Below are 12509 nucleotides of genomic sequence, written 5' to 3'. Positions count from 1 at the left end.
ACTAACCACTAAAAAAATCATCGCCCCAGCCGCTTGGTATCGACATCGGTACGTTTCTTCTCTTTGTATCCGCCGAATTTATAGAGGAATGAAAATGTAAAGCTACGATTGTCCCAATTCATTTCTGTCCGGTTCCGTTGCTGCCCCCACGCCAGCCGGGTGGTCATGTTCGATGTATTAAGAATATCATTTCCTTTCAATATCACCTTCGTCTTTCCATCCGGAGAAGTCCACTGAAGTGAAGTCGAAATATTACAAATAGGACTTAAGTTATACACCCCTTGTATGGCACGTGATTGGTAAAAGCCAGCCAACGTACCTATGATATTCGGTTTTTTCGATAAAATGAATGTGTTTGTGGTATTCAGGATGACGCTGAATTTATGCCGGTCGAATGCAATATCATGGAAATGGCTGTTCTTGTCATGAGAGAACAGACCGAAAGCAAAAATGCGCCCGTTCCACCATGTACTCACTTTATAAGAAGCCATAGTCTGTATGGTCCATCTTTTCTGAAAATCATAATTCACAAACTGATTCATCTCCGCCAGACGGTCGGGCAATTGATAAGGAAGCTGCACAAAGTAATCGGGTGTGTAATTGTAATTCACCCCTATCATATATTTATTCTTATACAGATAATTCAAGTCGAGCGAATAATTGGAACTTGGCTTCAGGTCGGGATTTCCATGAGCCTCGGTATAGCTGTCCACATACTGTATAATAGGTTGCAACTGCCAGTAAGCGGGATATTTGCGATTACTGGTGAAGGACATTTGCAAGGTATGACCATCTGCCGGAGTATAAGTTGTGTTTACAGTGGGATACAGCATCCAGCTATGGCGTCCCTCAGCATGATAAAGCTCTGCGGCCAAGGAAACTTCGGCAGAAAACTTCTTCCCAAAACTATGTGAAGCACCGGTGTACATATTCAGAGTATATTCTTTTCGAAGCAGTTTCTCAGAATTATCGGGAGTCAAGGCTCCAGTTTCACCATCCCGATAGAACTGGTAGCTGTTATCGTGTGTGGTAGTATACTTTACACCATAATTGATCTCGGTTCCACCTTGCAAGGAATGAAGCTGGTTGGCATAGAACAACCAGCGGTTGATACGTTGGTTGCTGTCATAATTCAATGTCTGACGGACACTTTGCATATCTTTCTGTAAGAAGGTCTGTGACGGACTGGAGAAAAAAAGGAAATCCATTCCTGCCGAAAGGCCGAAAGAAGATTGATAGTCGGCTGTCACATTATGTAACTGGCGGCTGCCGTCATCCGTTTTATCACTGTGGGCTGTTCCACGCATTTTTGTACAGTCCTGTCCATAGCGGTATTGTGTATTGTAAACCACACTCAACAAGTTCTTCTTCCCGAAATCATAATCCGCCCCCAAGCGGAGGTTATGCCGGCCGCCATACCCTTTAGCCTCTGTTTTCAAATCCAACTCGTGTACTTCCCCCGCCATAGTGTGCCATGACTGTTTGTCCAATCCGAAAGTGGTATGTTTGAACCCGTATGAATACATCACATCCGCCGAAAAGCGCCGGGAAGTGTAAAGCAAATTTCCACGGCCTGCAATGTCCTCCCTGCGAGACTGTTCATACATAGCCACTACTTCGCCGGACAAAGCAGGTTTCTGTCCAATATTCGATTTTAGAATCACATTCACCATGGCTCCACGAATCCGGTAACGGGCCGGAGCAGCATACATGATTTCCGCTTTCTCCAAACGACTGACAGGGGTATTTTCGAGTACTGTCCGTAGATCTTCCTTATCCAATGTACTGACCTTTCCGTTTATTACCACCGTTATACCGCGACCGCCCAATGTCAGATTACCGTCTTGTTCCACGATGCCGGGCAGTTCCTTTACCGCCTCGTAGGCGTTATTCACCGGAAGCCGTTCTACCATTCGGGGCAAATCGTAAATCAGTTTTCCCCGTTCTGCTTTTACTACAGGACGTTCACCTTTCACCAACACTTCCGGCAGCTGCTGAAAAAGACTATCCATATAGGTATAATTCACATCGTCCTGCGCCTGTACCGTGAATGTAAACAAGCATAAACAAAAGATAATCACTGTCCTCATCGTCGTTTTATTTTTAAGGTCTATGCAAAGTAAAGGCTAAAAGTGTTCCGTATGTGTTACCACCAGCTTACGAAGTCTTATTTAGTGTTATCAAAAGAAAGAAAATACTTATTTTGTGCCTATTTTTGCCTCACCATGAAGATACCGTTTAAAGCCATAGCCGCATTGATTATCCTTTCGCTGATAGGCGTCTTTGCCTATCAGGCATATTGGTTGACAGGACTATATACCTCGATGAAGAAGGATATGGACAATTGCCTGATAGAAACCTTACAGGTGAGCGACTACAATGAAATGATGGAACGATGCGACTCCGTAAAGCGGAGCAACGCAACCGTAAACGGTTACATTGAATCCAGTATCAATCTGGACAGCAGTGCATTGGTTACCAAGACTGTAGAAACCGAAGCCTTCAAACAGCAAAGAAAATTCGGATTGGAAATAAAAGAACCGGTATCTACCACCATCGACAAGAACGGTACACTGGAACTGCTCACCAAATACTTCCAACGGGGGATTCACAGCCAGCTGGATCTTTTCACGGAAATAAATCTGCATACTTTCGACAGCCTTTTCACAAGGACACTTGCCATGCGCGGCATCATCTATCTGCCTCACCGCATAGAAATTGTGAACTTGCACCGGGACAGTACTCTGGTACAGGGATTCAGCTCACCTCAAAAGTACAAGCCAAGCAAGGAAGCAGTGAGCTATTATTACAATTATGACTTGTACAACAAAATGGCATACCGGTTATGGGTAGAACCGACAAACACCATCGTCCTGCAGCAAATGAAAGGAATACTTTATACTTCTTTCCTTATCATTATTATATTAGGTCTGTCATTCTGGTTTCTTATCCGCATCATCTTAAGGCAGAAAAGCGTAGAAGAAATGAAAGAGGACTTCACGCATAACATTACTCACGAGCTGAAAACTCCGATAGCTGTAGCTTACGCCGCCAACGATGCGTTGCTGAACTTCAACGGAGCAGAGAATCTGACAAAACGACAGAACTATCTTCAGATTATCCAAGCCCAGCTGAAACAGCTCAGCGGATTGGTGGAACAGATCCTTTCCATGAGTATGGAACAACGGAAGAATTTCCGTCTGAACTATGAGCTTGTCGAACTGAGGCCTATGTTGGAAAATCTGATCAGCCAACATAGGCTGAAAGCTGATAAGCCGGCTGAGTTCAAACTTATTATGAAAGAAGACATAATCCTACGCGCAGACCGCTTGCACTTGTACAACGTGATCAGCAACCTGATAGACAATGCTATAAAATATTCCGATGAAAAGGCGTATATTTGCATTTCTGCAACACGCTGTAACGGTTCTTGTAACAGTAGTTGTAACGCTCATGTAACGCTAAAGATTCAAGACAAAGGAATAGGTATCCCTACCGACAAGCAGAAACACCTGTTTAATAAGTTTTATCGGGTTCCTACCGGCAATCTGCATAATGTAAAAGGATATGGACTAGGACTTTATTATGTAAAAACAATGATAGAACAACACAAAGGAACTGTTTCCGTGGAAAGCATCACAGGAAAAGGCAGTACCTTTACACTTCAAATTCCTGAATAAGCAAATGGAGAAGATACGCGTTTTATTAGTAGAGGATGAACAGACACTTGCCATGATTATCAAGGATACGCTGGAAGAACAAGAGTTCATCATCACTACCGCCGGAAATGGCGAAGAAGGCTTAAGGAAGTTCTTTGAACAGAAACCGGATGTGTTGGTGGCTGATGTCATGATGCCCCGTATGGATGGTTTTGAAATGGTACGACGTATCCGCCAGTCCGATAAAGTGACTCCGATCCTCTTTCTCACTGCCCGGTCCGCCATCAATGATGTGGTGGAGGGGTTTGAACTGGGAGCAAATGACTATCTGAAAAAACCGTTCGGAATGCAAGAACTGATTGTACGCCTTAAAGCCTTGATGCACAAAGCTTTTGTAGAAAAGGAAATTACAAATACCTATACCATTGGAGGATATCAGTTCAACTCCGTTACCCAACAGCTTGACTTTGCAGGAAACACACAAGAACTATCCCACCGGGAATCGGAAATATTAAAACGCCTGTGTGAGAACCGGAATGAAGTGGTGAGCAGCCAAAGCATCTTGTTGGAGCTTTGGGGAGATGACAGCTTCTTCAACTCACGCAGCTTGCATGTATTTATTACGAAGTTACGCCATAAACTATCCAAAGACAATAAAATACGGATTGTGAATGTCAGGGGAATAGGCTATAAGTTGATTATAAACTAGCACTTCCTCGCCCTAATCAAGACTTTCCGCTCGTCGGACAAGGTCGTGGCAAAGATATAATCATCTCCTCCCTCCTTCAGTTTCAGGCGTTTGCGCAGTTCCGCAACCGATAATGGAAAGTTGCGGATCGTAATATTCGCCTTGTCCATATCCTTCAAAAACGCTTTCAATTCCTTTTTTCCAAAGCCCGATACGGACTCAACCCGGAAACGGCGTCCCGGAAAATCCGGAACCAAAGAAGCAGAGGTATATAAATGGCTGCTGAGGTGAAGTTTCATCACAGGATAGGTTTGTGTGAGGGAACGAAAAGCACCGGCTTTCAGTATAGCAACATTCGGTTCATATAAATAAGTTCCGACTTGATCAGTCAAGGGACAGGCCGATGCCTTTTCCTGCTTCAAGGTAAAGGTGTAATGCTGGCTCGCACCGTTGCCTGCAATATGCTCACAATGGATGCTTATTTCCGATGAAACGGCCTCTTTTTGCAATATCAACAATAACTCCTTACACTCGTTATTCACAGCGACAATGTGCACCGAACGAACTGTTTTCAGCTCGTTCAATGCTAATGACATATCCAGCATAGGCGATAATTTCACCATCACCTTCTTTGCCTTGTCAACCAGCAAAGACTCCAAAGCACTTATATCCGGCTCGCAATCAGAGATGGCAACCGTCTTGCCACCGTGTCCGTCCCTTCTGGCAGGGTCTAGAAACAGGCAATCTACCGGAAGCATTTCCTGCAAATAAGCCACCCCATCCCGGTTATGTATCCGGATATGTCCCAACCCCAATAAAGGGAAATTATGCAAAGCCAGCTCACAGAGCTCCGTCTGCCTCTCCACATAATCAGCTTGCTTGAAATTCCGGGAGATAAAACTGCAATCAATACCGAAACCTCCGGTTAAATCGGCAAAAGTATCGCCTTCCAACAAAGAGGCCTTATACAAAGCAGTTGCTTCGGAAGAACATTGCTCCATAGACAAATGAGGAGGATACCACAATGCGGAAACCAGATGCCATGAAGGCAACTTGCGGGCCGCTACCTGCCGTCCGGCAATTTGTGTGACAGCTGCCGCCATGTCTACATCGGGATATTTCTTACTTTGCAAAGCCAGTGTACGCGTATCGTCCTCCTTATGTTCTTCGATGAAATGGAGTGTTTTTGCTGATATTTCCATCCTTTATCTAATTACTTTATAGTTCCGTTTTGCCTCTTCACGACTGCGGAAGTTAAAATGCCACCATTCACTGCGCAAAGGTTTATAACCCACATCCGTCATGACCCGACGCAACAACAAGCGGTTTCTCCGTTCCTGTGCTGTAATGACTCCCTGCTGTACCATTGCCGCCTCAGTATCTATATGGGCTTCCTTGCCCAAATGATCCACCTTGGTTCCCATAGGCAAAGGATTTCCTTTTTCATCTGCAATACTTACGTCTACCGCCAAACCATAGTTATGCAATCCTCCTCCCCGAGCCGGATTGGATACATATATATTTTGGGAAGTACCTTTTACCACATTCCACATTTTCTGCTGCACGGACATGGGACGGGCGGCATCATAAATAATCAAAGAATAACCTGGATACAACTCTTTCAACCGCTTTTGCGCTTGCAATAAGGCCTTGGCGGCCTCGGGATGAAGATAAGCCTCCTGCAAATCCTCATAAAGGACTTTCCCGGTAAAATTGTCGGCACGGGTATACATCAAATCTATTTTCAATGTCGGGTCCATCCGGCCTACATTCACCAGTCCCAAGGAGTCAAGATAATGCTCCATCCTGCTTTGCGAGAAAGCGGGACAGAGCATTATCAGCAATGATATAAAAATAAAAACGGGCTTCATCTACAGCGGTATCTTGTTTACTATTACAAAACAGACCTCAGTAACTCAGGAATCTCAATATTACAGCATTCCATCTCCTTCAGAATTTTCTTTCCTTCTGCCGTAAGCGAGAAATACATCTGTCGTTTGTCACTATCTCCCAGATTACGCTCTACATAGCCTTTATCTTCCACAGATCTGATGACTTTAGAAGTATTTGAATTAGTAAGGCCTAACAGTTCTGCAATCTCTCCCGAAGACAGGCGTTTCTTCTTGGAGAGACAGCATAACAACATTCCTTCGTTCAGACAAAGGTGATGCACCTTTTCAAACCGGGTTTCAAATTCTGCAATAGCGCGATAGAGGTCTCTTATTTTACATAAAGTTTCCATATTGATGCTTCTTCTTGAATGCTATTGCACAAAATTACTTATTTTTTCAATAAAAACTCATCAATAGCCTTTTTAAAAGATGCTTTGGGCATAGCTCCCTGTGCCATCTCCGGCTTTCCTTCCATGGGGATGAACAGAATGGACGGAATACTCCGTATACCGAATACGCCTGCCAGTTCCTGTTCTTTCTCTGTATCCACTTTATAAATCACAATCTGTCCATCGTATTCTTTTGCCAATTCATCCAGAATAGGAGCTACCATTTTGCAAGGACCACACCAATCAGCATAGAAATCCACAATAGCCGGTTTGTCACCTTCATATTTCCACTCTTTCGGGTTTTTCTCGAAATTATATACTTTCGCCAAAAAATCAGCTTTAGTCAAATGTATGACTTTTCCATCTCCTTCTGTTGTCATAGTTTCTTCTTTTACAGGGTTATTATTACTGTTTCCTCTGCCGCAAGCTGTAGTGGTAACCAGCATAAGGGCTAGAAAAAATAAAATTGTCTTATTCATACTTATTCCTCCTTCTTTATTTCTTTACGTTCCGGTATAAATGAACTGAGCAATAATCCTCCCATTGCCGCCCCCCAAATGGAACTGTTGACAGGAGAAGAAGTGATAGGGCAAGTTCCCGTGGAACAACCCACATAACGCCAATATAAGTATCCTCCTACCATTCCTGCCACAATGCCAAGCAATGTCCATCCATACCTTCTTATAAACTCTTTTTTCATAATCTTCTCTTTTTATGATTAAAACCAGACTCTGTTACATCATCTTCTTTAATTATTTCCCTAGGAAACTTTTTCCAAATGTATTCATATTTTCCTTTATAACAAATTTCCATAGGAAAATGTTCAAACAATAACTTTCGTTCACGATTCGGTACCTATATTTACATAATATTCAGTAGCAAAAGAAGTCAAATCATTACATAACAGTTATTTTCCACCCTAAGACAGATTCGGATAAGCGTTAATCTATCACATTTTTCATGCTCGGTTTAAAATAAATAGGCTAATAAGATCATTATATTCAATGATTTACTATTTTTGTATTTATAATGCTTAACTAGACAAACACAACTATTATGAAATGTAAATTATGTTTTTTACCAACAGCCATGCTGCTGTATTCATCAGTGCTATACGCACAATTCGGCACTAGCGAACGTTCTATCCTGTCCCTCCAAACAGGGCCTACCTTTTACACCGGAAAGCTGATAGGAGTAGCTGTACACTCTTCAAGTTTACGCAATGGCATAGGCTGGTCAGGAAGTTATACTTATCTGATAGGAAACAAGCCTGCCATACGGGTGGGATTCGGAGTACTTTATCAAGGCAGCCGGTATACTAACGACATGCCAAACAGCAGTGATAAAATTCAAACACATTATTTTGCTCCACAGTTCTCCCTGCATTGGCTGAAACAGCAATTCAGCTTGTATTTTACTACCGGAACCGGATATCAGTTATATCAAGATAACAGTACGGTATATGATAAGCCACGGAAAGTATCCATGAATAAATGGGCGGCGAACTTTGGCATAGGTGGAGAATACCGTGCTTTCACCCATTGGGGAGTCAGTGCAAGGATAAACTATATCCTGGCATATTCCGGCGAGTATTCTGTTCGTTATCATGATAAGGAATGGATGGTGCAGCCACACTATCCAATGAAGGGGGCGGACGACATTTCACAATTAGGATTCTCAGTAGGTATCAATTATCATTTTTAAAAAATTCAAGCCATGATTAAATATCTTATTACAATAGTATTAACAATCGCATTATGCTGTTCCTGTGATAGAGAAGACTTTTCAGCAGATCCTACCATCATGCCCCCTGCCACTCAAACAGGAGCCAATACCTTTGGTTGCCTGATAGATGGCTGGGTATATACGGGACAGCGCTATGACTCAGATGATAAGGCTTCTTATTATCCTGCCCGCAACGAAGACGAGAAAGCGATAGTCAGCATAGATGTCCGAGTGGACAACAATGCTTCCATTTCTTTCAACATCATTGACCCCAAAGAGAAAGACATCACTATTTACAGTATCTCAGAAGGAGCGAGTGACGATCAGACTATCTATACTGATGTTATATTCAAAAATGAAAATAATCAAGAAGAAAAACTGGAAGATGGAATAATCAATATCACCCGTTTCGATTTAAATAACAGAATAATCAGTGGCACTTTCGAGGGAGAAAGAATAAAAGAGGGTCGATTGGATTTAAAGTTCTGATATAGCCAAAAGACTGAAAAAAATATTTTTCATTATCATCAGGTTTACTGTAGGGGCGGAATGTTTCCGTCTGGCACCACAAAGAAGTGTATCCAGGCGAATCCAGTCCACCCCTACGGCAATTGTATTTTCTTGGTTCTATCTTTATTTTATCTTATCATACTGATCATTCGCACTAATTTCCGTATATTTAGGTGCATCAATCATTTCTACCAAAGCACGTAACACAGGCCCTTCACCCATCGGATCATTTTCCTGAGTAGGACGATTATAATAAAATACGGTGGAAGGCATGATACCTGTACCGACACAAATGGCCGTCACATCACCATTCTCTGAAATCTTTGACAACATACCTTTTAATCCCTGCCATGCTACATAAATGAAATCCGGATGCAGCCATCCTTCCTTCACACCTTTAGCTATACCAAATACAAACATGGAAGTACCGGTGATTTCTTCATAAGAATCTGCTTTATCCAATAGCTGATGCCACAAACCGTTTTTCCCTTGATACCGGGCTACCCCACTGGCCTGCATCTGGAAATTCTTTATCACATCATCACGCATGGGGTGATCTTCCGGCATTCTGGCCAGCAAATCGGCTGTCGCCATAAAAATCCATCCATTGGCCCGCGACCAATGCGCCACTCCATGCTCTTTATTATCCGTATGATAGCAATGATAATAAATCTGTTTCTCAGGACACCATAAATACCTTGTATAATTCAATATCTGATTGGCCGCATCATCAAAATACTTCTTTTCACCGGTAACCTCTCCCATTCTAGAAATAAAAGATACCGCCATAAACGCATCATCTGCCCAAACAGTATTTTCATGAGGCCACAAGCGAGCTATGGTTCCATCGGCCAAGCGGGGTTCCGAAACCATAAGATGATGATTTGTTGTTTCAACATATTGTTGGAAAGCCTCATCCGGATGACGCTGGTTCAAAGTTATCAGACTAGCCCCCATAGGACCGTTGTCATCCAAGCGCTTGTTTCTATAAATCATATGCCAAGTAAGACGGGGAACCGCCCTCCATCCTCCTTCACGGAAAGTTTTATCATACAGACGATGAAAATAAGACTGATTAGTCTTGTCAAAAATAAACTTCATATTTTTCAGCACATAATCCTCATATTTCCGGTTCTGTATTTTATCACCCAACTCCATCAAAGCCATATTCGTTACTCCGTTTGTATAATGCCAATTCAAATATTTACTATTGACACGTATATCCGGATTTAAAGCAACATTGTCCAAAGAAGTGTATACTTTACCTGTTTTTACATCTTTGAACTCATAAACCGTAGAAGCAATAATACGATCGGCTATCTTTATAGCCATCTCTTTGGCCACAGTGTTGTCCTGTGCCATTAAGGGGAATAATCCTATCGCAAACAATAAAATGCCTGCACAAGCATAACTTTTAACCATAAAACCTAAATTTAATCTTTTATTTTTATACTAACAATCTCTGTATTCCGTCAAAATAAAAAGTCCGGCCAGCTTTAATATTCTTCAAAGATAAAGTCATCTTTCTATTTCGTACAAATTTCCATCCTGTTTTTTTAAGGTAAAACCCACATTTGCAGTTTTAGAGTATATAATGTGCTCATGATTTTATACTAAGAGAAAGAAATTCTGTTCATGATTCCTATAACAAGAGCAACAAATGTAAAGCTACCTCGTTATCAATACATTAATTATCTCTGTGTAAATTCTGAAGCCAACAACTACCTTGATTAAATTCCAATGTTATCTAAAGCAACGGATTTATACCTGGAGAGTTTACAAATAAAAAAGGCTGTATTCCCTTAGGAATCAGCCTTTTTTATTTGTGGACCAGCCTGGGCTTGAACCAGGGACCTCCAGATTATGAGTCGCAAATAATTGATTTTCAGTAATTTGCTCTTCATTTCTTTTCAGGTTCATACTCCTTGATTTTCAAGCCTAAAGGTAGTATTTCTTTTTCAAATAATCTTTCTTGTTTTCTTCTATTTTCTGAAGATGCGTGCAAATTGCGTGCAATTAGATTTGCACGGTACATATAATTGGACTATTTTATTTCTCTTGATATTGAACTTTTAATAGAGTACAAATTAATATCGTGTTGATAAAATCCTAAAACAATAGCTTCATTGATATTATGTTGATGAGCAAATTGTTTTATTTTCATTTGCATTGCATGTGGAGAAATCATAGAATGTTGTTTTAAGAATGCACTCCATAAGTCTTTGCTAATTAAAGAATACTTGGCGAATTTATTTGCTTCTTCTTCACATTTATTTATTTCAGCTCCTTCGATGGAAATATATTTTTGTTCTCTATTGTTGAAAAGATGCATATAAACATGATATATTTCATGCAATAAAGCAAAGGCATAATTGTCAATTCTGTTTAATCGTAATGTTAATACAATAGTTGGGTTTTCTCCTTGCCAAAAAGAAAATCCATCAATGGGAGTTTTGTCAAATTTGGGCACTATGATAAATTTAATTCCATATCGTGATAGAATTTTTTTTGTTGTATCTATAGTATCCTTATTTATAACAAATAAATGATTTAATTCATCAATAAGATTATTTAAATTGTCGTTACTAAACTTCGTATCACACTGAATTTTCGAACTTTCATAAAAAACATAGTATTTCCATGAAAAAATATTTATAGGCTCACTTTTCAAACGCTCAGATTTCTTAAAATAAGAAACTTCTTTCTCTTGAGAGTATAATGTTATTAGTTCTTCAACAGAGGTAACACCAAAAATTGAATATATAGTTTTTATATTCTCTGATATTTTAGTTCCTATAATATTTAATTTCTCAAAACATTTAATAGAACAATATTGAGAAATGATTTTCCAAATCTCAATATTTCTTTTCCGTTCTATTATTTTTGTATTGATATTTGCTTTGTCTATATCATATTGATTTTGTAATGATAACCAATAAGAAGCGTCTATACTTAAAATTTCCTGTAACAAAACAGCAACTTCAGGAGTTATAGCACGACGCCCCTTTATTATATCATTGAGTACGGAAGTAGGCATACCCATAAATGAAGCTAATTCTTTTTGCTTCATCTCTCTTGCATCTAATTCATCCTTAATGATTTCTCCCGGATGAATTGCTATGCAAGGTACACAATCGTTTAATTTAAATTTAGTCGCCATAATGGTTGGATATTTCTATTAATTCTATATCTGTAATTATCAATGAACTGTCTATGGTAGAACTTTTAAATATTAGCCTCCAACGTCCAGTACATCTAACCGATTCAAAGTCCTTTAAATCTCCTTTTAACCGTTCATAATGCAAACTTCCAATTCTGAATAAATCTTCTATTCGTTTGGCTGCCCTTAAATGATTATATGCTTTTATATAACCTTTAATAACATCCTTAGGAAGTCTTTTGTATCTTTTGTCATTGGTGCAACCCACTTCCAACAACTCTATTAATGCTTCATCTTCTGTATAGATATTCATGCAATTTCATTATCTTTCTGCAAAGATAAGAATTTTATTTTTTGTGATAACAAATTTCATGGTATAAATTATCAAATTTGATAATTATACAGTATTGTATTATACATTAAATAAACGATAGAAAAGACATATTGTTTATTTATAAACGCTTTTTCAAATCATTAATGTACGAA

General features: G+C 40.0%; 13 protein-coding genes. 4 read left to right on the top strand and 9 right to left on the bottom strand.

The window, feature by feature from the left end:
- Window positions 1–17: 17 nt before the first annotated feature.
- The gene (locus tag GKD17_RS00675; protein ID WP_007834575.1) at window positions 18–2090 is read right to left on the bottom strand and encodes an outer membrane beta-barrel family protein; all 2073 of its coding nucleotides are present in this window, start codon (window positions 2088–2090) and stop codon (window positions 18–20) included.
- A gap of 51 nt (window positions 2091–2141) precedes the next feature.
- Between GKD17_RS00675 and GKD17_RS00670 the strand changes: the two genes are divergently transcribed.
- Both GKD17_RS00670 and GKD17_RS00665 read left to right on the top strand, forming a co-directional pair.
- The gene (locus tag GKD17_RS00670; protein ID WP_032935997.1) at window positions 2142–3680 is read left to right on the top strand and encodes a sensor histidine kinase; all 1539 of its coding nucleotides are present in this window, start codon (window positions 2142–2144) and stop codon (window positions 3678–3680) included.
- Between the two features lie 4 nt (window positions 3681–3684).
- A complete protein-coding gene (locus GKD17_RS00665) occupies window positions 3685–4368 on the top strand; it encodes a response regulator transcription factor (protein WP_007834572.1) in 684 nt (227 codons plus the stop codon).
- On the opposite strand, the gene GKD17_RS00660 is transcribed toward GKD17_RS00665, so the two are convergent.
- From GKD17_RS00660 to GKD17_RS00640, 5 genes are read right to left on the bottom strand one after another with little or no spacing between them, the layout of a single operon-like run.
- Window positions 4365–5549 (bottom strand): class I SAM-dependent methyltransferase, encoded by a 1185-nt coding sequence (locus GKD17_RS00660; RefSeq protein WP_007834566.1) that lies wholly within the window; start codon window positions 5547–5549, stop codon window positions 4365–4367. The two genes, GKD17_RS00665 and GKD17_RS00660, sit on opposite strands and share 4 nt — an antisense overlap.
- 3 nt (window positions 5550–5552) lie before the next feature.
- Window positions 5553–6218 carry a M15 family metallopeptidase gene (locus GKD17_RS00655; protein ID WP_007834564.1) on the bottom strand — a complete coding sequence of 222 codons (666 nt, stop codon included), beginning with the start codon at window positions 6216–6218 and terminating at the stop codon, window positions 5553–5555.
- 23 nt (window positions 6219–6241) lie between these two features.
- On the bottom strand, window positions 6242–6589 hold the full coding sequence (locus GKD17_RS00650) for a winged helix DNA-binding protein (RefSeq protein ID WP_007834563.1): 348 nt from the start codon (window positions 6587–6589) through the stop codon (window positions 6242–6244).
- A gap of 38 nt (window positions 6590–6627) precedes the next feature.
- Window positions 6628–7107, bottom strand: coding sequence for a thioredoxin (gene trxA / locus GKD17_RS00645; RefSeq protein WP_007834561.1), 480 nt, complete (start codon window positions 7105–7107; stop codon window positions 6628–6630).
- Between the two features lie 2 nt (window positions 7108–7109).
- A complete protein-coding gene (locus GKD17_RS00640; RefSeq protein WP_007834555.1) occupies window positions 7110–7328 on the bottom strand; it encodes a DUF6132 family protein in 219 nt (72 codons plus the stop codon).
- Between the two features lie 356 nt (window positions 7329–7684).
- Here GKD17_RS00640 and GKD17_RS00635 point away from each other — a divergent pair, with 356 nt between their 5' ends.
- Together GKD17_RS00635 and GKD17_RS00630 are read left to right on the top strand one after the other, a co-directional pair.
- The gene (locus tag GKD17_RS00635; RefSeq protein ID WP_022185134.1) at window positions 7685–8332 is read left to right on the top strand and encodes an outer membrane beta-barrel protein; all 648 of its coding nucleotides are present in this window, start codon (window positions 7685–7687) and stop codon (window positions 8330–8332) included.
- 12 nt (window positions 8333–8344) lie between these two features.
- The gene (locus GKD17_RS00630; protein WP_007854916.1) at window positions 8345–8842 is read left to right on the top strand and encodes a hypothetical protein; all 498 of its coding nucleotides are present in this window, start codon (window positions 8345–8347) and stop codon (window positions 8840–8842) included.
- Window positions 8843–8986: 144 nt separating this feature from the next.
- On the opposite strand, the gene GKD17_RS00625 is transcribed toward GKD17_RS00630, so the two are convergent.
- The 3 genes from GKD17_RS00625 to GKD17_RS00615 form a co-directional block, all read right to left on the bottom strand.
- Window positions 8987–10285 (bottom strand): glycoside hydrolase family 88/105 protein, encoded by a 1299-nt coding sequence (locus tag GKD17_RS00625; protein WP_007834547.1) that lies wholly within the window; start codon window positions 10283–10285, stop codon window positions 8987–8989.
- 622 nt (window positions 10286–10907) lie between these two features.
- The gene (locus GKD17_RS00620; RefSeq protein ID WP_007834545.1) at window positions 10908–12023 is read right to left on the bottom strand and encodes a HigA family addiction module antitoxin; all 1116 of its coding nucleotides are present in this window, start codon (window positions 12021–12023) and stop codon (window positions 10908–10910) included.
- On the bottom strand, window positions 12013–12336 hold the full coding sequence (locus GKD17_RS00615) for a type II toxin-antitoxin system RelE/ParE family toxin (protein WP_007834544.1): 324 nt from the start codon (window positions 12334–12336) through the stop codon (window positions 12013–12015). The genes GKD17_RS00620 and GKD17_RS00615 overlap by 11 nt, the downstream gene beginning before the upstream one ends.
- Window positions 12337–12509: the final 173 nt, after the last annotated feature.

Source organism: Phocaeicola dorei, assembly GCF_013009555.1.
GTDB lineage: Bacteria > Bacteroidota > Bacteroidia > Bacteroidales > Bacteroidaceae > Phocaeicola > Phocaeicola dorei.
The sequence above is the reverse complement of the archived record's forward strand: the minus strand, read 5'-3'. Positions and strand labels throughout refer to the sequence as shown.